The sequence below is a fragment of the Sagittula sp. SSi028 genome, assembly GCF_048553715.1.
Lineage (GTDB): Bacteria > Pseudomonadota > Alphaproteobacteria > Rhodobacterales > Rhodobacteraceae > Sagittula.
Genome location: NZ_JBLZNC010000011.1, coordinates 44,206 through 67,383, shown reverse-complemented (window position 1 = coordinate 67,383; position 23,178 = coordinate 44,206). Strand labels below are relative to the sequence as shown.

Sequence of the window (23,178 nt, the reverse complement as noted above, 5' to 3'; positions counted from 1 at the left end):
TACAACAACGAGCGCCCCAACATGGGCATCGGCGGCATAACACCCGCCATGAAACTGAAAACAGCCGCCTGAATTCTACGGCTGGACCCCAGTAAAAATGGGGAGATTACCAATCCACTGCTGACCGTGCTTCGGGTTCAGCCCCTGCTTGGCGAGGCGTCGGTATTCAAGGGCTCGCTCGCGGGCGACGGTCAGGGTTATGATGTCAGCGCCGCCTAGACCGAAGTCCGTTCGGTTGGGCTTGCCCTGGCGATTGCGCTGCCCCTTCACGGTGACGCGCACGATCCAGCGACGGGCACCGGATGGATCGACGACGAGGTAGAGGCCATTGCCGTCGCCGTGCCGCCCCGGGCCGAGGGTGCGGACGAGATTCTTGGTCAGTTTGCCGGAGGTGTAGGCCATCAGACGTACCACCTTTCATACCACGGAACGAACAGAACCGAGCGCAATCGTAGTGAAACGAACGCAATCAACAAACGAGAATAAGCGCATAAGTTCAGTAACTACGCTATCAAGCGGTCCCATGGGGTTCAATGAAAATGGTGGGTGGCGGAGACGAAGGGATTCGAACCCTCGAGACCCTTCCGGGCCTACTCCCTTAGCAGGGGAGCGCCTTCGACCACTCGGCCACGTCTCCGTTGACGCGTATATCCAAGGAAACATGGGGGGTACAAGGCGAAACTGTGCGGTGCGGCAAAAAACTCCCCACTGTTAAAAGCCTCCCCGAAATGCAAGGAAGGGCAGGGAACGGGACCGAGTTCGGGCAAGATTTGTTCGATTTACGTTGTAGCAAATGCGCTCTCGTAAGCGGCTAGTGGTTTGTAAGGCTGGGCAGGTTGTGCGTGCCCTTGAAACGGTCAAGGTCTTTGCCGGCCGGATCTGCATGATCCGATTTTTTTCGAAACAGAGTTTGGGACATGAAGACCAAAGGCGAGGACTGGACCTGTCGCGGTTTGATGCCGCTCCCTGATAACCTTCGTTGCTGCAAAAGAGACGAATTATGGGACTGAAACGGAGCGACGAAATCCGTTCTGATGCAGTGCGGATCGCGCTGACCAGCGGGCTGACACGTTGGCAGGTTGCGGATGATTTGGGCATTCAGCTTTCGACGCTGAACAAATGGGGGAACGCGCACCGCGACACGGATGTGGTATCCTCCGAGGATCGCGAGCTTGTACGCGACAACGAACGGCTTTGGCATGAGAACCGCATCTCAAAGGAGAGCGGGACATCCTAAAGGAAGAAGGATGAAGAAAGGCTGCAATCGGGTGTTTCCCAGACGAATGCCAACTGGCTGTTCGCGTGCGAAAGAACATGAGGTGTCGGGTCGCCCACTGCACGGCCGTGCATTGAAAATGCACGAGAGGGGAAGAACATTGTGGCGCCTTCCGATCGTACGGCTATGTCAGGTCATGAACGTCAGCCCGCGCGGTTTGCGGGCTTTTCCTAGTCGAACTGCCAGCCGCAGACAGCGGGCGGATCTGGTTGTTATGGAGCTTATCCATCGCTCTCTCATCGAAAAGCAGTTTTGATCAAAGGGCACGAACAGTCGCGTCGGTTGCCCCCTCTCTGGACGTCTTGAGCCATAACAGATCAGACATGTTCGCCGGGCCGTTTCCGAAGTCGCAAATCTCGCCCCCCGGCAAAACTCGAGGGGCGAGAGCCTGAAACAGGCAACGTAATTCGCACGAAAAGACCTGTTGCCGAATTTACAGGAACGTCAGTCCCAGCGCGATGATCAGCCCCGTCAGGATCAGATGGACCACACAAAAGCCCATGATGTCCTTGGCGCGCAGCCCCGCGATCCCCAGAATGGGCAGGGCCCAGAACGGCTGGACCATGTTGGTCCAAGCGTCGCCCCATGCCACGGCCATGGCCGTACGGGCCATATCGGCGCCGAGCGCTTCGGCGGCGGGCAGGATCACAGGGGCTTGGACGGCCCATTGACCACCGCCTGAAGGCACAAAGAAGTTCACGATACCGGCGGACAAGAACGACCAGAAGGGCAGGGTGGCAGCGGAGGCAAGCCCAACCAGATGTTCGGAGATGCTCGCCGCGAGGCCGGACTGCACCATGATGGCCATGATTCCCGCATAGAACGGAAACTGGATCACGATGCCCGCGCCGCCTTTGACGGCATCTGTAAGCGCGTTCAGCAGGTTGCGCGGTGTGCCATGCAGAATGATCGCCAGTGTCAAGAACAGGAAGTTGATGACATTGAGCGTCAACCCGCCGCCATTTGCGAAATACTGGATCAACCACGCGGCCCCGGCTGCGCCCACAAGCACTGACAAGGCGTGGCTGTTTTCCAGACGTTCCGCCGGTGTGGGGCTGGCAGGCGGGGTAAAGGGCTCTTCCGCCAGCAAAGCGGGGTCGACGTAAACGGCGTCTTCGTCGCGCGGCATCATGGCTCGGTTCACCAGCGGCACCACGATCAGCAGCGTAAACACGATGCACAGGTTGAACACGGCAAAAATCGTGTCCGAGGTCGGGATGACCCCGGCGATCTGTTCAAACGGGTGACCTGCGGTCGCGATGGACAGTGGCACCGACCCCGCAAGTCCACCGTGCCAGATGATAAAACCGGAGTAGGCAGAGGCGACGAGCAGCCGGTAGTCGACCTTGATTGTGCGGGCGAGTTCGCGGGCAAATAGCGCGCCCACCACAAGCCCGAAGCCCCAGTTGATCCAGGACGCGGTCAGCGACACAAAGCTGACCAGCAAAATGGCCCCGCCCGCGCTGCTGGCCATCCCCGCCAGCGCCGCAAGCCCGCGTCGTACCAAGGGCGTCGAGGCCATCATATAGCCTGTGACAAGGACAAGCAGCATTTGCATGGAAAAGGTCAGAAGCGACCAGAATCCGTCACCCCAATAGGTGACAACTTCCAGCGGGCCGGTGCCCTGTGTCGCAACCGCCGCCACACCGGCGACGAGGGTCAAGATCAGCACAAATACAAAGGGATCAGGCAGATAGCGGTCAACGATCCGCACCATCGGCCGAGAAATAAAACCGAGCATCAAGCTCCTCCTGTCATTGAAGATCGGATATGTGCGAGACGCATATCAGTGCTTTTAGCATGTTGAAAGACGGTTTGATGCATGCACTGCAACGGGCGCCGCATATTCATGCAGCGCCCGGTTTCACATCGTGATCGGAGTGTTTGTCCCTGCGCGGACAGGCCTGATTAGCGACGTTTCAGCGTGTCGCCATAGGTGATGGTCGGCGTCAGCTCCACGATCTTGTCGGACATGGCTGACGGGTCTTGGACGCGGGCGGCGATGATCTCGGCCGCGCGGGTGCCGATTTCCGTCCGGCAGGCATCCATCGTCGCCAGTTTGCGGGGCAGGCCGTCCAGCAGCTCTACACCGTTGAACCCGGCCAGGCCCACACGTCCCGGCACATCAATCCCCGCATCCAGACAATGCAGCAGACCACCGGCAGCGATCATGTCGTTGGAGTAATAGAGAAAATCCAGTTCCGGCTCACGCTCCAGCATGGCTTTGGTCATTTCACGGCCCTTGGCGAGGGCAGACCCGCCGGAGTAGAATTCATGCTCGGCGATCTCCACACCTTCTTTGGCGAGCGCCTCGGTGAAACCTTCGAACCGCTTGCGCGCGCGGTGGTCGAGCGGCATTTTCGTGCCCATAAAGCCGATTTTCCGATAGCCCTGTTTCAGGATCGCGCGGGCCATTTCACGACCCGCGCGCCGGTGCGAGATGCCCACCGCGGTGTCGATCGGCGTGCCGTCGGTGTCCATGATCTCGACCACCGGAATGCCGCTGGCCTTCAGCATCGCCTGCGCGGCGTCGGTGTGTTCCAAACCCGCGACGATCACGCCGGAGGGGCGCCATGACAGCATCTCGTAGAGAACGCGCTCTTCCTTTTCGGGCATGTAATCCGTGACGCCCACAACGGGCTGAAGCTCGGTCTCTTCAAGCACGCGCGAGATGCCGGACATGACCTCGGGAAACACCATATTGCGCAGGGACGGAATGATCACCGCGACCAGATTGACCCGCTGCGAGGCCAGCGCACCGGCGATCTTGTTGGGCACATAGCCCAGCGTTTTTGCCGCTTCCAACACGCGTTCGCGGGTGGACTGGCTGACATCGCCACGGTTGCGCAACACGCGGCTGACCGTCATTTCCGACACGCCCGAAGCCTCGGACACGTCACGCAGGGTCAGTGGGCGATGGTCATCTGATGTCACGTCTGCCTGTCCTTATAATGGTTCGGTCATACGATACGCCGCCCAGCCGCAGATAGGCAAGCGCTGCCCGTGTGATGCACCATCGCCAATGTCTGAATGTACGCCGCGCGAACGGGGCAAACCGCCCCTGTGACATATGCCCGAATGCCGCGAAACTGGGCGCAGCCAAAAGCTGTCCCAACGGCAGATCCAAGAAAATTCTCGTAAAAGTGTTACAACGGTATGAGACTACCCCCACACCTATAGGGGGATTGTTCGATGGGTTTTTTCTGGAACGCGCCAAAGGGCGGCAAGTCTCGCGCGCATAAATTCGGCCTGAACGATATCGTTTTCGGTAGCAATCGCGGTGACGAGATCGATACCGGCATGGGGTTTGATCTGGTCTTTGCGCGCGGCGGAGACGACACGGTGCGTCTGGGTCAAAGCGGGATCGTCTTTGCCGGTTGGGGCGATGACACCATCTTTGGCGGCAGCGGATCGCTGCGCGCCTTCGGCGGTTTCGGCGATGATACCGTTCACCTCGCAGAGGGTGAGAACCAAATCGACGGCGGGCATGGTTTTGACACGGCGGTGATTTCCGGATCGATCACCGATTATTCCTTTGCCGCGCGGGGTCGCCACACGACGATCCTGACATCCCCCACAGGCCGCGACGTTTTGAAATCGGTCGAGGCGCTGCGGTTTGACGATTTCACTTATTTCACCGACGGGCGGAACAACGCCGTCTTTGCCGTGGATGACTTTGCCGCCACGGCTGAAAATGAAGTCCTGATGCTGACGGCGGACGCCCTGTTGGCCAATGACCGCGACTTTGACGGGGATCGGCTGAGCCTTGTATCCGTGGATGCCACCAGCGCAGCGGGCGCCACGGTGAGCTTTGACGGCGAAACGGTGACCTATGTCCCCGGCGCGGTGTTCGACGCCTTGGCCGAAGGTGAGACCGCCACCGACAGCTTCACCTATCAGGTCAGCGACGGGGCAGGCAGTATAGTCTCTGCCACCGTCACTGTGACGGTGACGGGCACAAATGACGCGCCGGTGCTGTCGGTCGACCCGATCTTTGAGGTAGCCGAAAACAGCGTGCTGGTTACGGCTGCAATCACCGCCAGCGACGCCGAAGGCGATGCCCTGACCTACAGCCTGTCGGGGGCAGACGCTGATCTGTTCTCTATCGATGCGGCGACAGGTGCGCTGACCTTCGACGCAGCCCCCGATTTTGAACGCCCCTTGGATGCGGATGCCGACAATCTTTACGATCTGACGGTGACCGTCAGCGACGGCAGCGACAGCGATGCGCAAGACATTCAGGTATCCGTGACCGATGTCGACGAATTTGTGGGCCGCATCAATGAATTCCACTACGACAACGCGGGCGGCGACGTCGGCGAATTTATCGAGATCCGTGTGGCCGCAGGCACCGACACCTCCGGCACCACTGTGGAGCTGTACAACGGCAACAACAGCGGTCTGTACAATACGCTCAGCTTGCCTGCTGCGGCGACCAGCAGCGCGGGTGGCTTTGATTACTACCTGATCGAACTGCCCGCGAACGGGTTGCAGAACGGCGGGGCGGACGGCATCGCTCTGGTCAACAACGGTGCGGTCGTGGAATTCCTTTCGTACGAGGGCACCTTGACGGCGGTTGACGGCGCGGCGGCGGGGATGACCTCGACCGATATCGGCGTGTCAGAGCCCTCCACCACACCCGTGGGCTTTTCGCTGCAGCGCGACGAGGACGGCGACGGGTGGCGCGCGCCCGAGGCGGACACACGCGGCGCGGAGAACGTCGCGGTGGTCGCGCCCTTTGTGGGCCGCATCAATGAATTCCACTACGACAACGCGGGCGGCGACGTCGGCGAATTTATCGAGATCCGTGTGGCCGCAGGCACCGACACCTCCGGCACCACTGTGGAGCTGTACAACGGCAACAACAGCGGTCTGTACAATACGCTCAGCTTGCCTGCTGCGGCGACCAGCAGCGCGGGTGGCTTTGATTACTACCTGATCGAACTGCCCGCGAACGGGTTGCAGAACGGCGGGGCGGACGGCATCGCTCTGGTCAACAACGGTGCGGTCGTGGAATTCCTTTCGTACGAGGGCACCTTGACGGCGGTTGACGGCGCGGCGGCGGGGATGACCTCGACCGATATCGGCGTGTCAGAGCCCTCCACCACACCCGTGGGCTTTTCGCTGCAGCGCGACAAGGACGGCGACGGCTGGCGCGCGCCCGAGGCGGACACACGCGGGGCGGAGAACGTCGCAAGCAATACAATCACCGCCCCCTACAGCTTTGATTTCGAAACCGATTTCGCGGAGGCCGACTGGCAGGCCGTGTCGGTTGACGGCGATGCGGCAAACACGTGGTACGATTCCAGCTTCAGCGGCGATGGCTTTGCGGCGGTCAACGCTTTTGGCGACACGGCGGCTGCGGATGACTGGCTGATCTCGCCGGAAATCGATATCTCTGGCCTAACCGCACCGGTGGCCAGCTTTGCCAACACCAAGAACTTTGACGACGCAGGCATCGCCGACCCGGAGGTGACGTTCCTCTATTCCACCGATTACAGCGGCAGCGGCGATCCCACGGCGGCCACATGGGTGGAGCTGCCCTTCACGGCCTCAACCGGCAGCTTTGCGGAAACGCAGTCCGGTGACATCGACCTGTCGGGCGTGCCCGCGGGGCCTGTGCATTTTGCATTCCGCTACGAATCCTCGGGCACGGGCGGGGGCAGCAGCTCGCTGTGGCAGATCGATGATTTCAGCGTGGGCGAGGCGACAACCCCGCCGCCGGAACCAACTGAAGTCACCTTGATTTCGACCATTCAGGGCAGCGGCAGCGCCTCCTTCCTTGAAGGTCAGACCGTCACCGTGGATGCCATCGTCGTGGGTGATTTTCAGGACGGCAGCGCCGGTGTGGATGGCGATCTGAACGGGTTCTATCTGCAAGAAGAGGACGCCGACAGCGACGGGAATGTGATGACCTCGGAAGGGTTGTTCGTCTACGAGGGCGCGCTGTCGCTGATGAACGTACAAGCCGGTGACCGCGTGCGGGTCACCGCGACGGTGGCGGAATACTTCGGCGAAACGCAGCTGACGTCGGTCAGCATGATCGAGGTGGTCAGCAGCGGGAATGCCCTGCCCACAGCGGCGGTGATCACCTTCCCTGTTGCCAATGTCACCACCAATTCCGATGGCGCATTTATCGCCGATCTCGAAGCCTACGAAGGCATGCTGGTCACCGTGCCGCAGCAGATGACGGTCAGCGATCTGTTCACGCTTGGCCGTTTTGGTGACATGGGCCTCAGCGCGCAAGGGCTGGTGGAAACCTACACGCAGGCGAATACGCCGGACGTCGACGGCTTTGCCGCCTTTATCGAAGAGCAGGTGAAAAACACGCTGGTCATTGATGACGGCTCGTCGGTGCAAAACCCGTCAGTAATCCCGTTCGAGATCGACGGCACCCCCGGTCGCATCGCTGGCGAATTCGACGCCGAAGACGCGCTGAGCGCAGGTGATACCGCGACCGGCCTGACTGGCGTTCTGCGCTATTCCCGCGGGTCGGGATCGTCGGGGGACGAGATCTATCGTCTGAACCTGACGCAGGACGCGGGCTTTGTGGACAGCGCACCGCGCGACACGGCGGCGCCCGACGTGGGTGGCACGCTGACAGTCGCCTCGTTCAACGTCTTGAACTTCTTCACCTCGCTGGGGGATGAGGGACTGTCGGCAGGGCCCAATGGCCTGAGCGTCCGGGGCGCGGACAATGATGCGGAATATGCCCGCCAGCTCGACAAGCTGGTGGCGGCCATTCAGGCGATGGAGGCCGATGTCATCGGACTGACAGAGCTTGAGAACGAGATCGGCGATCAGAATGGCGACGGTCAATTCGCGCTGGGGGCCTTGGTCGACGCGCTGAACGCGGCGGATGCGACGGCGAACTATCAGTACGTCGATCCCGGCGTCGATTATGTGGGCAGCGATGCCATCATGGTAGGCATGATCTACAACGCGGATGCGGTGCGCCTTGCGCCCGGCACCACGGTAGAGATCCTGACCGACGCGGATCTGGCGGGCTTGGGCGTCGATCCCGGCAACCCCGTGTTCGAAGGGTCGGGCACCAGCCGTGTGCCGATGGCCGCGAGCTTTGAGGAACTTGCCAGTGGCGAGGTCTTTACCGTCGCGGTCAACCATCTGAAATCCAAAGGGTCCGTCAGCCCCTTCGGCGACAACGCAGGCATCGGCGATGGCACCGGCAACAACAACGAGGCCCGTTCACAGGCTGCCATCGCGATCGACGCATGGCTCGACACCGACCCGACGGGGTCAGGCGACAGCGACGTGCTGATCATTGGCGATCTGAACGCCTACGCCAAAGAAGACCCGATCACCCTGCTGGAAGCCGAGGGCTACGAAAACGTGGTCGAAAGCTTCCTTGGCGCTGATGAATTCGAGCTGTCCTTCGGCTTTCCGGTGGATCTTGATCTGGCGCCGCAGGCGCAGACATTCGGGGCGCTGGACCACGCGCTGGCAAGCGGATCGCTGGCCGGTCAGGTCACAGGGGCTGCGGAATGGCGCATCAATGCGCTGGAGGCCGGGGTGCTGGACTACAACACCGATTTCCTGCCCAGCGATCAGGTCGACGATCTTTATGCCGCGGATCCCTACCGGTCGTCGGACCATGATCCGCTGCTGATTGGTCTAAACCTCGGCGGGGATCTGTTGGCCTAAGAGCCGCGCAACAGGCAACCGGGGTAGGCGCGGGGGAACCCATGCCTGCCCCAATTTTGTCCGGCCCTTAGCGGCGGGGGCCGGGCAGTGCACCGCGCAGGTCGTCGACAGACACGCCCAAGGTCTCGGCCACAGCGTTCAGGTCCGCATCCGGCCCGCCTGCGGCCTCCAGCGCCTCGCGCAAGGTCTGCGCATCCACGTCCAAGGTCCGGGCGATGGCGTCAAAATCCGGTCGGCCTGCACCCGGTCCATCACCACCCGCACGCGCAGACCCGATACCGGCGTTGGCGGTGGTCGAGAAATTATCCTCTGCCACAACGCCCATCAGGCAGGTGGGCAGGTTCGGAAAGCTCTCGCGGGCATGGTAGTGATAGACGGGCGTGCCGCCTTCTTCGGTCAGGCCCACGTGCCCGCCGCAGGCGTCCAGATCATCGGGGGTTGTGCCGTCGTAATTCTGTGTGCCGAACATGGCAAAGCCGTCAAAGGCATAGCCGAACTGGGCGGTCGGATCCTGCGCCACGCTCAAACATTCCGCGTCCACGCCCTCGGCATCATAGATCGCGTTCAGATCGGTCGATGTGGCGTGCCAGTGATACCAGCCACCGGGATCGATGTGGCCGCCGCAGGTGTCCAGCGCGGGCATATGGCCGGTCTCCAGCACCGAGGGCGCATCGGCAAAGATCGGCACCCCGTCCAGCCCGACCCCTATTTTCGCCACGGTCCCCAGATCAGACGGGGCATCCGCCACCACCGGATCTGCCGGGATCAGAATGGTCATTTCCACGTCGTCATCAGCGGTTGCTTGAATGCATTCGTTCGGCTCGGTGGGCTGTTCCGTGCGGATATCAAAGGAGTAGACCTCGCCCGCGTCATTGAAGAACGTGTAGCCTTGCGCATCCAGCATGCGCAGGAAATCACCGTCGATCCGGTACAGACCTGCCGCGTCCCCGTCCCAGTTCCAGATGCCGCCTGCGTCGTCCAGAGTGGCGGGACAAAACGGGCCGATGTCCAGATCATCTGGCAGGTGTTTTACCACATATTTCGCGCACTCGGAGGTCTCGCCATTCGCTAATGTACATTCGACAATCTCGGGCGCGCTGGCCAAAGCGCTGTCTTGAATAGAATGCGTATCGGCATGGGCAAAGGCCGCCGAGGCGCAGATCGATCCGACCGCCGACAGCATCAGCGCGCGCAAAGCGGGGCGTTTTGTTTCTGTAAAGCTCATGTGGTGCTCTCCTTTGGCAGCGGTCCCGGATCGGGACAACCGCCGCCTACCACCGCGCCATGCAGACAGTATGCAGATCACGGTCCCGCATTTTAGGAGATTTAGAGCGATGCAAGGCGTGGACTACCTGAGCGCAAGCTGAGGCCACCAAGACATTGGACAAGCGACTGCACCGCGATACAGGCGAGATGTATCGCGGTGCAGCTTGGGTCTTTGCGACTGGGGCGTTAGGCCACGCGGTCCTCTTCGACGACTTCGGCGAAGGACTTGAAGAACTTGCCTGCCAGTTTCTTGGCCGTGCTCTGGATCAGACGGCTGCCCAGTTGCGCCAGCTTTCCGCCGATCTCGGCCTTGGCGTCATAGGACAGAATGGTCTCGCCCTCCGCCTCGGTCAGGGTGACATCGGCACCGCCCTTGGCATGGCCTGCCGCCCCACCATTGCCCTGACCACTCAGCGACAAGGCATCCGGTGCCTGCGAGGTGTCCAGTTCCACAACGCCGCTAAAGCGTGCTTTGACCGGGCCGACCTTGAGCAGGATGGTCGCCTCGAATGTGTTCTCGGCGGTCTGTGTCAGCTCCTCACAGCCGGGAATACAGCGGCGCAGCACCTCGGGTTCTTGCAGCGACGCGCAGACCACGTCCTTGGAGGCATTGATGCGGATTTCGTCCTTGAGTTCCATGAAAGGGTCCTTTTGTCAGCAACAGGGAAATTTGATCTGGGCGAGGATGTCGGCCTGTTTGGCCGAAGGGGTCCATGTTTCGCGCAGCCGTGCCCACCAGCCTTGTGCGACTGGGGCTGCGGAGGCAGAGGGGGCGGGCGTTTGTGGATCACTCTGGGTCATGGGGGCCTCTGGTCTGGCGGCGGCGGATCTGGATTAGTTCGGCAAGGATCGACAGGGCGATCTCCTCGGGCGTGACCGCCCCGATATCGAGCCCCGCAGGCGCCGACACCGAAGCCACGCGATCCGCCGCGATGCCATCAGCGATCAGCTTTTCCGACAGGGCCGCATATTTCTTTTGACTGCCGACAAAGGAGACACTCTCGGCGCTTGAGGTCAGCGCATCCTTGAGCGCGGGCAGATCGCCTTGGCCTTGGGTCGCGATGACCACGGCGCGCAATCGGCGGCTTTGACCGGCCGGGCCGGGGGCATCGACCACCGACCACTGGAAACGCGGTGCGAGCTCGGCCAATGCCTTGGCCACGGGAGAGGCCCCCACCACCGCCAGTTCGGGCATTTGCAGGATCGGTTCGATAAAGATGTCGATGGTGCCGCGCGACGGACAGCCGTTGCGGGCATAGGTCACCCCGTCGCGTTCCGCGCCGGGCGTCAACCCGTTTTCGGTCAGGCGCTCCTCGGGGGTGACAGAGATCAGGCAGGGCGCTCCGCTGTCAAAGCTTTGCAATGCTGCGCGCCGAACGGCCCCCCGCGCGCAGCCGCCGCCCAGAAAACCGCTGAGGATATCGCCTTGGGCATTCAGGATCGCCTTTGCTCCCGGCTTGGCCGAGGTCGTGCCTGCCGTGCGCACGATGGTCGCAATGGCAAAGGCCTCCTCGCGGGCGCGCAGATCATCGGCCAGCGCGCGCATGTCTGTGTTCAGGATATCGACGTAGGTCACAGGCGTGTCAGCTCCGGTTCAAGGGCCGCCAGATCGGCCAGCGTGTTGGCGGGTTCAAACAGATCGAGATGCGGCAGCGCAGCCGCCATGCCGCTGGCGATCGGCTGGTAATCGGCCCAGCCTTTCAACGGGTTCAGCCATATGATCCGGCAACCCCGTTTGCGCAGTTTCGCCAAGGCGTCGCGCAGCTGGTCGGGGGGATCGGTGTCATAGCCGTCCGACAGGATCAAAACGACGCTGCGCCCGTCGACAAACCGCCGCGCGTAGGTCTCGCTGAACCGGGCCAGACTGGCACCGATGCGCGAGCCGCCGCCAAAGCCGTCCGCCATCAATGACATGCGGCCAATCGCGCGCATGGCGTCACGGTCTCGAAGCGCATCTGTGATCCGCACCAGACGGGTGTGAAACAGGTAGGCGTCCGCGCAGTCATCGCCGCCCATCAACCCCGCCAGAAAGGCCAGAAACACCTGCGCATAGACCCCCATCGACCCCGAAACATCGCACAGGGCCACGATCTTGCGGCTGCGATCGGGGCGCTTGCGCCGGTACAGGCGCAAGGGCTCGCCCCCCGTGGAAAGGCTGCGACGGATGGTCTTGCGGAAATGCAGCCGGTCGCCTTTGCGCGCGGCCACGCGACGGCGCGACCTGCAGTCCCGCAGGGCCAGACCTATTTTGCGGGCGACGGCCTCTGCCTCGGCAATGTCTTCGGGGCGGACCAGATCGCGCAGATCCCGCCGCGACAGGGCACGCATGTCCGTTGCCATCAGCTTGCCTTCGCCGTCTTGATCCGCAGCGCCGTCGCCGCCTGCATCCGGGGCGCTGGCCTGTCCTGCGCTGCCCAGATCCTCGCCCTTGCCATCACGGGACGAATGCACCGGATCATCGGCCTTGGGGGCGGTTTGCGCGGGCACGACCTTGGCGCGCACCCGTCCCATGTCCATCCAGTAGGCGGTGAACAGATCGTCGAACCGCGCGGCGTCTTCGGCGCATCCGGTGCATACGGCCCGCAAGGCCGCGCGCGCTACCATGGGGTCCGTGGCCCGTACATGTGTCAGCGCGGCCAGCGCTGTTTCGGTTTCCTGCGTTCCCAGCCGCAACCCGTTTTCGCGCAAATGCCCGAGAAAGCCTGCCATGCGCGCGGCAGGCCCGGGATCGCGGGCGGCAAATCGTGTGACGCGGCTCATGCGGCCTTGCCCGCCAGACGCTGCGCCACCTCTGTCGGGACTGAGGCCAGATCGGACTGCGTTTTCAAAAGCGTGGTCAGGCTGGCCTGTAACACGGCGGGATCGCGCGTCAGATCGGCAACGCCCAAACCCATCAGCGCGGCGGCAAAATCCAGCATCTCTGCGATGCCCGGCACCTTCTCCAGATCCTCGGCGCGCAAGGCCTGCACAAAGCCTATGACCTGCTCGGCCAGCCGGGCCTCGATCCCGGCGCAGCGCGTGGTCAGGATCGCAAGCTCGGTGTCGCGGTCGGGGTAGTCGACATAGGCGTACAGACACCTGCGGCGCAGCGCATCAGACAGATCGCGTGTCCCGTTCGAGGTGAGGATCACCACGGGTTTCGTGACCGCCGTAATGGTCCCCAGCTCGGGCACCGTAATTTGGTAGTCGGCCAGCATTTCCAGCAAGAACGCCTCGAATTCTTCGTCGGCGCGGTCGATTTCGTCGATCAGCAGCACCGGCGGATGCTCTTGGGTGATCGCCTGCAACAAAGGACGTTCCAGCAAATAATCGCGCGAGAATATGCGTGCTTCGACCTCGGCCGCGTTTGCGCCGCTTTCGGCATTGGCGCGGATCGCCAAAAGCTGGCGTTGATAATTCCATTCATAGATGGCCTGCGCCGCGTCCAGCCCTTCGTAGCATTGCAGACGGATCAGGCGGGTGTCGCGGGCCTTGGCCAGCACGCGCGCCACTTCGGTTTTGCCAACGCCTGCGGCCCCTTCCAGCAGCAAGGGCCGCTGCAACTGCAACGCCAGATGCAACGCCACGGCCAGATCGTCCGAGGCAATGTAATCCTGTGCCGCCAGGGCGGTTTGAACATCGGTCCAGATCATGTCGGTCCTCGTCAGCCGGGGCGGGCCAGACCGGCCCGCCCCATTGCCCTTAGCCGTGCAGGCCAAGCTGGTTCGCGGTCTTCCAGATGCGCCAGTGATCATGGGGCATATGGGTGTGACGCAGACCAAAGGCACGGAAAGCGTCGTTCACCGCGTTCGAGAAACAGGGCACACCGCCCACATGGGGACTTTCGCCCACGCCCTTTGCCCCAATGGGATGGTGCGGGCTGGGGGTGACGGTGTGGTCAGTCTCGTAGTTGGGGACCTCCCATGCGGTGGGCAGGAAAAAGTCCATCAAGGTACCGGTCTTGACGTTGCCCATCTCGTCATAGGCGATCTCTTGTCCCAGCGCGACGGCCAGCGCCTCTGTCAGACCGCCGTGGACCTGCCCCTCGATTATCATGGGGTTGATCCGCGTGCCGCAGTCGTCCAGCGCATAAAAGCGGCGGATGTCGACCTCGCCGGTGTCCACGTCGATGTCCATGACACAGACATAGGCACCAAAGGGGTAGGTCATATTGGGCGGGTCATAGTAGCTGACCGCCTCAAGGCCCGGCTCGACCCCCGGAATGGCCTGATTGTAGGCGGCAAAGGCGATCTCTTTCATGGTCTTGAACCGCTCGGGCGCGCCCTTGACCACGAAACGGTCGATGTCGAATTCGACATCGTCGTCGTGAACTTCCAAAAGGTAGGCCGCGATCATCTGTGCCTTGGCGCGGATCTTGCGTCCGGCCATAGCCGTGGCCGCCCCGGCCACCGGCGTGGACCGTGACCCGTAGGTGCCCAGACCATAAGGCGCGGTGTCGGTGTCGCCCTCTTCGATGGTGATGCTGTCGGCGGGGATGCCAATTTCCGAGGCAAGGATCTGGGCAAAGGTCGTGGCATGCCCCTGACCTTGCGAGATGGTGCCCAACCGCGCGATGGCCGATCCCGTGGGATGGATGCGGATTTCGCAACTGTCAAACATCCCCAGCCCAAGGATATCGCAGTTCTTGACCGGACCGGCGCCCACGATTTCGGTGAAGAACGTCAGCCCGACGCCCATCAGCTTGCGCGTCTTGCCTGCTTTGAAATCCTCGACCCGCTGTGCCTGTTCGGCGCGCAACCCGTCGTAATCCACCGCCTTCATCGCCTTGTCCCAAGCGGTGTGATAATCGCCGGAGTCGTACTCCCAGCCAAGAGCGGACTGGTAGGGGAACTGGTCCTTGCGGATAAAGTTGATGCGCCGCAGCTCTGCCGCGTCCATGTCCATCTCGATGGCCAGCACCTCGATCATGCGTTCGATGAAATACACCGCTTCGGTCACGCGGAAGGAACAGCGATAGCTGACGCCACCGGGGGCCTTGTTGGTATAGACGCCATCGACCTTCAGGTAAGCCGTTGGAATGTCGTAGGATCCCGTGCAGATGTTCATGAACCCTGCGGGGAATTTGGTGGGGTCCGCGCAGGCGTCAAAGCCGCCGTGATCTGCGGTGACCTCGCACCACAGGCCTGTGATCTTGCCCTCCGGCGTGGCGGAAATCTTGCCCTTCATCCAGTAGTCGCGGGCAAAGGCAGTGGTCATCAGGTTTTCCATCCGGTCCTCGACCCATTTCACCGGAACGCCGGTGACGATAGAGGCCACGACCGCACAGACATAGCCCGCGTAGGCCCCGACCTTGTTGCCGAAACCACCCCCGATGTCGGGAGAGATCACGCGGATGTTGTGCTCCTCGATGCCAGAGATCAGCGAGACCACGGTGCGGATCGCATGCGGTGCCTGAAAGGTGCCCCAGAGCGTCAGCTTGCCGTTGACCTTGTCCATGGACGCCACCGCGCCGCAGGTTTCCAGCGGGCAGGGGTGGGTGCGATGATAGTACATGGTTTCTTCGGCCACGATCTCTGCCGCGCCGATCACCTGATCGGTGGCGTCTTTTTCGCCCACCTCCCATGTGAAGATATGGTTGGGATGGTTGCGGGGGCCATGCGCGCCATCGGGCAGGCTGCCATCCTCGGCGACCAGATCCTCGCGCAGGACGACATCGGATTTCAGCGCCTCGAAAGGATCGACCACAACCGGCAGGTCTTCATATTCGACCTCGACCAGCTCGACCGCATCGGCGGCGATATAGCGGTCACGGGCCACGACAAAGGCGACCTCTTGGCCCTGAAACAGTACCTTGCCATCGGCCAGCACCATCTGTTTGTCGCCGGCAAGCGTCGGCATCCAGTGCAGGCCCAGCGGACGCAGGTCATCGGCGGTCAGCACCGCGATCACCCCGTCCAGCGCCAGCGCGGCAGAGGCATCAATCGATTTGATCCGGGCGTGGGCATAGGGCGAGCGAACGAAATCACCAAACAACATGCCGGGCAGTTTGATATCGTCGACGTAGTTCCCCTTGCCTTGGGTAAAGCGGGCATCTTCGACGCGCTTGCGTTTGCAGCCCATACCGCCAAGGGCGTCAACGCGGTCTTCGCGGGTCACATCATCCTTCATTGTGCTGCCTCCTTGGCTGAATTGAGTTCCTCGGCGGCGGCGAGGATGGATTTCACGATGTTCTGGTATCCGGTGCAACGGCAGATGTTACCTGCCATGCCAAAGCGCACCTCTTCCTCGGTGGGGGCGGGGTTTTCTTCCAGCAGCTTGGACGCCCGCGTGATCATCCCCGGCGTGCAGAACCCGCACTGAAGCCCGTGGTGTTCCTTGAACGCGTTTTGCAGCACGTGCAGGCTGTCGGGGCTGCCCAGTCCTTCGATGGTGGTGATCTCGGCGCCATTGGCCTGCGCCACGAACATGGTGCAGGATTTCACCGATTTCCCGTTCAACGTGACGGTGCAGGCCCCACAATGTGATGTCTCACAGCCGATATGCGGGCCGGTCAGGTTCAGCCGTTCGCGTAAGGTGTGGATTAAAAGCTCGCGCGGCTCAGCCAGAAACTCCTGTTCTTCGCCGTTGACCTTGAGCGTGATGTGCATCTTTTTCGACATGGTGTTTCCTTCGATCACGCGCGGGACCAGGCGCGCGCAATGGCGCGACGCAGGATCACAGCGGCGGCGTGGCGTTTGAATTCGACGGGTCCGCGGTTGTCTTGGGCGGGGTCAATGTCACCCAACATGGCGGCAACCGCCTGATCCACCGCAGCCTCGTCCACGGACGTGCCGATAAGCGCCTCGGCGGCGGCTTCGGACCAGATAGGCGTGTCACTGAGGTTGGTCATCGCGATGGATGCCGCCGCACAGTTGTCGCCGGCGCGGGTGATCTGCACCGCTGCGGCGGCGGTGGCGTAATCCCCGATCTTGCGCTTTTGTTTCTGGTAGGCGTAGCCGCCCTGCGGAATGGCAAAGCTGACAGCGGTCAGCACCTCGTCATCTTCGCGGTCGGTCATATAGGCCGCCTCGTAGAAGTCGCGGGCCTCGACCTCGCGGGTACCATCAGGGCCAACCAACGTGAATGTCGCGTCCAGACATTGCATCAGCCCGGGCATGTCATTGCCGGGATCGCCATTGGCGATGTTGCCGCCGACCGTGCCCATATAGCGCACCTGCGGGTCCGCGATCTGCAGCGCGGCTTCGCGCAGGATCGGCGCGGCAGAGGCAAGCTCTGCACTGCCGATAATATCCGCCTGCGTGGTCATAGCCCCGATGCGCACGCGCCCGTCTGCCACGGAAATGCCGCCCAACCCGTCCACCTCTTGCAGGTCGATCAGGTGCGGCACATCAGCCATACGCAGTTTCATCATAGGGATCAGACTGTGACCCCCGGCAAGCACGCGGGCGTCGTCTCCGTGCTCTTTGAGCACAGCAAGGACCCCGTCCATATCCTTTGGACGGTGGTATTCAAAGGCCGCTGGAATCATTGCCTCTCCTCCCTAAGCAATCAATCTGGCTGAGGATGAGGCTGGCGTGACGTTGCGATTTAGGCTTGCGAAAACACTTTAATTCCGCGTGTTTTGCACGAAATGCGCCGCTGGCTGCACGAGTTGCGCCACCGAATGCGCGCGCTTAGGCAAAGGCGGATTTGGCGTCTTTGAGGTGCGAGCGGCTGACTGGCACTTCGGGCAGATCCGCCCCGTCAAAACCGCAGCGGCCTTTGTCCTTACCCGGCTCGAAGCGGGTGACTTTGGCCGGATTCACAAGGTAGCTGCGATGCACCTTGATAAACCCCTCGGCGCGCAGGCGTTTGGTGGCTTCGGTGATCGGCCAGACGCAAAAGAACCGCCCCTCGGCGGTATAGATCTGCGTGTAATGCCCGTCGGCGCGGACAAAAGCCACGTCGCTTGCGGGCACGCGCACCTTGCCGCCGTCCTTTTCACAGGGCAGCCACAGGGCAGGCGCGGGCTGCGCTGCTGGGGTAGGGCTAAGCGGGGCGGCGGGCTCTGCCGGTTCGACCGGAACCAACAGCGTTGAGCCTACCCATAAGAACGCGCCGAAAATCACAAAACTGCTGAGGATCACGCCGATGGCCATGACTTCGTTGCTGATAAGCGGGCCGATTTCTTGCGTGGTGGCGACGGGCGTGAATTGGGTGCCCGCCATCGCAAGGTAATGGACCGCCGTGACCGCTGTGCCAAAACACAAGGTGCCAATCACAATGGTGCGGTTCGATCGGCTGTCATAGGCGACCCAGAACGCCAGAATGCACAAGCCAATGGCCAGCACCGACGAGCTGACGACGCCAAACACCGTGTAGACGGGGCGACACAGCTGCATGCCGGACATGCCCACGTAGTGCATCGCCAAAACGCCCATGCCCACCAAAGCACCGGCGGCCACAATGGTCAGGCGGGTGCGTTTGACGAAATGCAACAACAACAGCGCCAGCGTCACGATCAGGATCGCGATCAGCGCAGACACAAGGGTGATCGCCGCGTCGTAGTAGAACAGGATCGGCATTTGCAGGCCCAGCATGCCGACGAAATGCATCGACCAGATCCCGCCGCCCAAGGTGATCGCCGCCAGTGCAATCGACAGCTTGCGCTGGAATACGGTCTTTTTCGACAGATCTTTTGTCAGGGTCAGCCCGGTGCCCCCGGCGACCAAAGCCACCAAAAACGCGATCGAGATCAGCCAAGGGCTGTTTTGGTGGTTTATATATTCCATGGGCGGAACATTGCACGGGCCGCCGCGTTTGCGCAACATTGTGTTGCGTCATGCTGTCGCAAAGGTGATTTCACCCGCGAGGGCCTGACCCTTTGGCCCGCCGACGGGGCCAGCCAAAGGGCGTAAACGTATCAGCGCACCACGTAGACCGAACAATCCGAATGGCGCACAACGCGCGCCGCGTTCGGGCCAAGCAGGTAGTCCTTGAAGTCGGGACGGTGCGCACCGATCACGATCAGATCGGCACCGGAATAGCGCGCGGCCTTGAGCACTTCTTCGTAAACGTTGCCGATGGCGACCACGTGGCGGACGCCTGCATTGGCTTCGGCCCCCAGAACATCTGTCACCAGCTTGTTGAGCGCATCGGATGCCCCATCGCGCGCGGTTTTGACATGGTGGTCCTTGAAATAGGCCCCCACAACGCTGGCCCCGAAATCGGGCACCACCGTGATGACATCCAGTCGGGCATCATCCAGCGTGGCCAGTTTATGGGCCGTTTGCAGGACCGCGGTTTCTTCTGTGCCGCGGTTGATGTCGATGGCGCAAAGAACGGTCTTGGTCATGCGTGAGCTCCTTCCGGAAGGCGTTGCGCGCGGCGTGTTTGGGCGAATGCGATCAATGCCAGCAACAGCAGAGCGGGGATAAAGATCAGCTCTTTGGGCAGTTGGTCCGCCGTGGCCTGCACGCTGGAAATCTGCACCGGGTCATCCCCGTAGAAGTCAAAGCTCGACAGCGCATCGCCCAGATCGGTGCCAAACATCGGCTCGTCCAGCAATTGCAGATCGCCCTCGGGGATCAGCAAAAAGCCCAGTTCGTCCAGCCGTGCGTCTGCGCCGTCCACGTCGGGCACCGTGATCGGGACGGTGACTTCCTTGACCTCGAAGGTGTCGAAATCGGGGCCTTGCACGACCACGCGCCATTGGGCGCCGGGCTCTGCCTCTGCCAGGGTTTCGCTAAAGGCCGCAGGTGCGATATCTTCAAACGGGGGCTGGATCTGGTTCATGAAGAAACCGGGGCGGAACAGGGCAAAGGCGATCACCAGCATTGCCAAGGTTTCCCAGATGCGGTTGCGGGTCAGGAACCAGCCCATCGTGGCCGCGGTAAAGATCAAAATGCCGACGGTCGCGGTGATGAAGACAATGACGCCTTGCGTCCATGTCACATCAATCAACAACAGATCGGTGTTGAAGATAAACACAAACGGCAGTGCCACAGTCCGCAGGCTGTAGAAGAACGCGGTAAAGCCGGTGCGGATGGCATCGCCACCAGACACGGCGGCTGCCGCAAAACTGGCGAGGCCCACGGGCGGTGTCACATCGGCCATGATGCCGAAGTAGAACACGAACAGATGCACCGCGATCAGCGGCACGATCAGCCCCGATTGCGCGCCGAGCTCGACCACGACAGCGACCATCAGCGAGGAGACCACAATGTAGTTCGCGGTGGTCGGCAGGCCCATGCCAAGGATCAGCGACAGGATCGCCACAAAGATCAGCATCAGGATCAGGTTGCCGCCGGACAGGAATTCGACGAAATCCGCCATGACCTGCCCGATGCCGGTCAGCGACACGGTGCCCACGATGATGCCCGCCGTGGCCGTGGCCAGACCGATGCCGATCATGTTGCGTGCGCCGTCGATCATGCCTTCGACAAGGTCGATCAGGCCGTCTTTCAGACGTGCAATCGCGTTGTCCTCGCCACGGAAGAATGCCTTCAGCGTCTTCTGGGTCAGCAGAATAAAGAACAGCAGGAAGGTCGCCCAAAAGGCCGATAGCCCCGGCGATTTGCGTTCGATCATCAGGAAGTAGACCAGCACCACAATCGGCAGCAGGTAGTACAGACCGGATTTGTAGATCGCGGCCACGTCGGGCAGTTCGACCACTTCGGCGCTGGGGTCATCGGGTTCCAGATCAGGCGTCTGCGCCGCAAGGTAGATCAGACCCACATAGATTACGCCCAGAAGTGCTGCCAGAATCCAGCCCGAGCCTTCGGGGAACAGCGAGACGATCCAGCCCACGGGATATTGCGTGGCGTAGCACAGCAGCGCAAAGCCCGCGAAAAAGCCGAACATGCCAGCCACGGTGTTGAGCATATTCACCACCTTGTTGCCGATGGTGGGCATGTTGTTTTTCACCGCTTCGAGGTGCACGATATAGACCAGCGCGATGTAGGAAATGATCGCGGGCAGGAAGGCATGGGTGATGACCTCGACGTAGGAGATGCCCACGTATTCCACCATCAGGAACGCGGCAGCGCCCATCACCGGCGGCATGATCTGACCGTTGACCGAGGACGCCACCTCGACCGAGCCTGCCTTTTCCGCGGAAAAGCCCACCCGCTTCATCAAGGGAATGGTAAAGGTGCCGGTGGTCACCACGTTGGCGATGGACGACCCCGAGATGAGGCCAGTCGCGGCAGAGCCCACAACCGCCGCCTTGGCCGGGCCGCCTTTGAGGTGGCCAAGCGCGCCAAAGGCCATCTTGATAAAGTAGTTGCCCGCGCCGGCCTTATCCAGAAGCGCACCGAAGAGGACAAAAAGGAAGACGAATTTGGTCGAAACACCCAAAGCGATGCCAAAGACACCCTCGGAGGTGATCCACATATGGCTCATCGCCTTGCGCAGGCTGGCCCCGGCCCAGCGGATCTGGTCGGGCACCACCTCGGACGAGCCGAAGAAGACGTAGAACAGAAACACCACCGCAAGGATCACCATCACGGGTCCCAGCACGCGGTAGGAGGCAATGAACAGCAAGATCAGACCGGCCAGAGCGAAATAGGCGTCAGTGGTGTCGGCCAGCCCGCCGTTGCCCACGATCTTTCCGTAGAAGAAATAGCCGTAAAGGGCGAGAAACGCCCCCGCGATGCCAAGCACCCAGTCGTAGACCGGAATGTATTCACGCGGCGAGGATTTGAATAGCGGGTAGGCCATCGCCGCAAGGAAGATGGCAAAGGCCAAATGGATCTGGCGGGAGTTGTTGATGAGATCGCCGGGCAGCACATAGGGCGCGACCGGAGATGCCAACAATACTTGGAAAATTGACCACAAAAGGGCCACAGCGGCGACAAAGGTGCCAACGGCCCCCGTCGGACTGCGCGCTCCGCTGTCACTGGCGGCCACCAGTTCCTGAAGCTCTTCCTCGCTTAACGCGCGATTTTCTTGTGTCGACATCTGTCCCCCTTGGACCGTTTCATCCGGTGCGGTCTCTTGTCCGGTCACAGCAGGTCCCACATCCCGCTGCGATTGAATCGGGGGCGACCTGCGCCCCCGATGTTAGTATTGCGAAGATCGCTTATTCGATCCAGCCCTGCTCGCGATAGTATTTCGCGGCACCGTCATGCAGCGGCGCGGACAGACCTGCCGTTGCCATTTCTTCGGGCTTCAGGTTGGCGAAAGCCGGGTGCAGGGTTTTGAAGTCTTCGAAGTTTTCGAAGATCGAGCTGACCAGTGTGTAGACAACTTCTTCGGACACGTTGGAGGAGCTGACGAAGGTCGCGCCCACACCAAAGGTGGCGGTGTCCTCGTCGTTGCCACGGTACATGCCGCCGGGGATGGTCGCGGTACGGTAGAAGGAGTTCTCTTCGACAAGACCGTCGACCACGTCGCCGGCCACTTCGACCAGAACGGAATCACAGGCGGTGGTGGCTTCCTGGATGGAGCCCGACGGGTGACCCACGGTGTAGACCATTGCGTCGATCTGGTTGTCGCACAGGGCGGCGGACTGTTCTGCGGCCTTCAGCTCGGTTGCGAGCGCGAAATCGTCGTTGGTCCAGCCCATGGCTTCCATCAGCACTTCCATGGTGCCGCGCTGACCGGAACCGGGGTTGCCGATGTTGACGCGCTTGCCCTTGAGGTCTTCGATGGTTGCGATGTCCGCATCTGCGCGCGCCACAACGGTGAAGGGTTCGGGGTGCACAGAGAAGACGGCGCGCAGTTCTTCGAACGGGCCGGCCTCCTCAAAGCGCGAGGTGCCGTTGTAGGCGTGGTACTGCCAGTCGGACTGCGCCACACCGAATTCCAGTTCGCCTTCGCGAATGGTGTTGATGTTGTAGACCGACCCGCCGGTGGATTCGACGGAGCAGCGGATGCCGTGGTCGCGGCGGCCTTTGTTGACCAGACGGCAGATCGCGCCGCCGGTGGGGTAGTACACGCCGGTCACGCCGCCGGTGCCGATGGTGATGAATTCCTCGGCGTAAGCGGCCGGGGCCATCATGGCAGCGGCCACTGCGCCTGCGGCGGTGAATTTCAGTTTAGCGAACATCGTT

The 23,178-nt window shown here is 61.7% G+C and carries 16 protein-coding genes, 1 tRNA gene and 1 pseudogene; 2 read left to right on the top strand and 16 right to left on the bottom strand.

Annotation, left to right across the window (positions count from 1 at the left end; translation table 11 throughout):
* Positions 1-75: 75 nt before the first annotated feature.
* Positions 76-402 (bottom strand): Arm DNA-binding domain-containing protein, encoded by a 327-nt coding sequence (locus ACN5AZ_RS16990; RefSeq protein WP_419430097.1) that lies wholly within the window; start codon positions 400-402, stop codon positions 76-78.
* A gap of 145 nt (positions 403-547) precedes the next feature.
* Positions 548-637: transfer RNA gene (locus ACN5AZ_RS16985), tRNA-Ser, on the bottom strand.
* A gap of 363 nt (positions 638-1,000) precedes the next feature.
* Here ACN5AZ_RS16985 and ACN5AZ_RS16980 point away from each other — a divergent pair.
* Positions 1,001-1,239, top strand: a pseudogene (locus ACN5AZ_RS16980) (transposase); the annotation flags it as partial.
* A gap of 470 nt (positions 1,240-1,709) precedes the next feature.
* On the opposite strand, the gene ACN5AZ_RS16975 reads toward ACN5AZ_RS16980, so the two are convergent.
* Both ACN5AZ_RS16975 and ACN5AZ_RS16970 read right to left on the bottom strand, forming a co-directional pair.
* On the bottom strand, positions 1,710-3,017 hold the full coding sequence (locus ACN5AZ_RS16975) for a short-chain fatty acid transporter (protein WP_419430096.1): 1,308 nt from the start codon (positions 3,015-3,017) through the stop codon (positions 1,710-1,712).
* A gap of 167 nt (positions 3,018-3,184) precedes the next feature.
* Positions 3,185-4,210, bottom strand: coding sequence for a LacI family DNA-binding transcriptional regulator (locus ACN5AZ_RS16970; RefSeq protein WP_419430095.1), 1,026 nt, complete (start codon positions 4,208-4,210; stop codon positions 3,185-3,187).
* 258 nt (positions 4,211-4,468) lie between these two features.
* On the opposite strand from ACN5AZ_RS16970, the gene ACN5AZ_RS16965 reads away from it, so the two are divergent.
* Positions 4,469-8,938: an ExeM/NucH family extracellular endonuclease gene (locus tag ACN5AZ_RS16965; RefSeq protein ID WP_419430094.1), complete on the top strand. Its 4,470-nt coding sequence runs from the start codon at positions 4,469-4,471 to the stop codon at positions 8,936-8,938.
* 67 nt (positions 8,939-9,005) lie between these two features.
* Here the strand turns inward: ACN5AZ_RS16965 and ACN5AZ_RS16960 are convergent, their stop codons facing one another.
* From ACN5AZ_RS16960 to ACN5AZ_RS16905, 12 genes are all read right to left on the bottom strand, one after another.
* Positions 9,006-10,163: a YHYH protein gene (locus ACN5AZ_RS16960; protein WP_419430093.1), complete on the bottom strand. Its 1,158-nt coding sequence runs from the start codon at positions 10,161-10,163 to the stop codon at positions 9,006-9,008.
* A 227-nt stretch (positions 10,164-10,390) separates the two neighbouring features.
* On the bottom strand, positions 10,391-10,843 hold the full coding sequence (locus tag ACN5AZ_RS16955; RefSeq protein WP_419430092.1) for an SRPBCC family protein: 453 nt from the start codon (positions 10,841-10,843) through the stop codon (positions 10,391-10,393).
* Positions 10,844-10,991: 148 nt separating this feature from the next.
* Complete coding sequence (locus tag ACN5AZ_RS16950) at positions 10,992-11,780, bottom strand: XdhC family protein (protein WP_419430091.1); 789 nt, start codon at positions 11,778-11,780, stop codon at positions 10,992-10,994.
* Positions 11,777-12,964 carry a vWA domain-containing protein gene (locus ACN5AZ_RS16945; protein WP_419430090.1) on the bottom strand — a complete coding sequence of 396 codons (1,188 nt, stop codon included), beginning with the start codon at positions 12,962-12,964 and terminating at the stop codon, positions 11,777-11,779. The genes ACN5AZ_RS16950 and ACN5AZ_RS16945 overlap by 4 nt, the downstream gene beginning before the upstream one ends.
* Positions 12,961-13,836, bottom strand: coding sequence for an AAA family ATPase (locus tag ACN5AZ_RS16940; RefSeq protein ID WP_419430089.1), 876 nt, complete (start codon positions 13,834-13,836; stop codon positions 12,961-12,963). Before ACN5AZ_RS16940 ends, ACN5AZ_RS16945 begins: the two co-directional genes overlap by 4 nt.
* Positions 13,837-13,885: 49 nt before the next feature.
* Entirely contained in the window at positions 13,886-16,312 is a 2,427-nt protein-coding gene (locus ACN5AZ_RS16935) for an aerobic carbon-monoxide dehydrogenase large subunit (RefSeq protein WP_419430088.1), read from the bottom strand.
* On the bottom strand, positions 16,309-16,803 hold the full coding sequence (locus ACN5AZ_RS16930; protein WP_419430087.1) for a (2Fe-2S)-binding protein: 495 nt from the start codon (positions 16,801-16,803) through the stop codon (positions 16,309-16,311). Before ACN5AZ_RS16930 ends, ACN5AZ_RS16935 begins: the two co-directional genes overlap by 4 nt.
* A gap of 14 nt (positions 16,804-16,817) precedes the next feature.
* Positions 16,818-17,672 (bottom strand): FAD binding domain-containing protein, encoded by an 855-nt coding sequence (locus ACN5AZ_RS16925; protein WP_419430086.1) that lies wholly within the window; start codon positions 17,670-17,672, stop codon positions 16,818-16,820.
* Positions 17,673-17,817: 145 nt separating this feature from the next.
* Complete coding sequence (locus ACN5AZ_RS16920) at positions 17,818-18,915, bottom strand: MHYT domain-containing protein (protein ID WP_419430085.1); 1,098 nt, start codon at positions 18,913-18,915, stop codon at positions 17,818-17,820.
* A 131-nt stretch (positions 18,916-19,046) separates the two neighbouring features.
* Positions 19,047-19,478 (bottom strand): universal stress protein, encoded by a 432-nt coding sequence (locus ACN5AZ_RS16915; RefSeq protein WP_419430084.1) that lies wholly within the window; start codon positions 19,476-19,478, stop codon positions 19,047-19,049.
* Entirely contained in the window at positions 19,475-22,084 is a 2,610-nt protein-coding gene (locus ACN5AZ_RS16910; RefSeq protein ID WP_419430083.1) for a TRAP transporter permease, read from the bottom strand. The genes ACN5AZ_RS16915 and ACN5AZ_RS16910 overlap by 4 nt, the downstream gene beginning before the upstream one ends.
* Positions 22,085-22,205: 121 nt before the next feature.
* Positions 22,206-23,174 (bottom strand): TAXI family TRAP transporter solute-binding subunit, encoded by a 969-nt coding sequence (locus ACN5AZ_RS16905; protein ID WP_419430082.1) that lies wholly within the window; start codon positions 23,172-23,174, stop codon positions 22,206-22,208.
* Positions 23,175-23,178 lie beyond the last annotated feature (4 nt).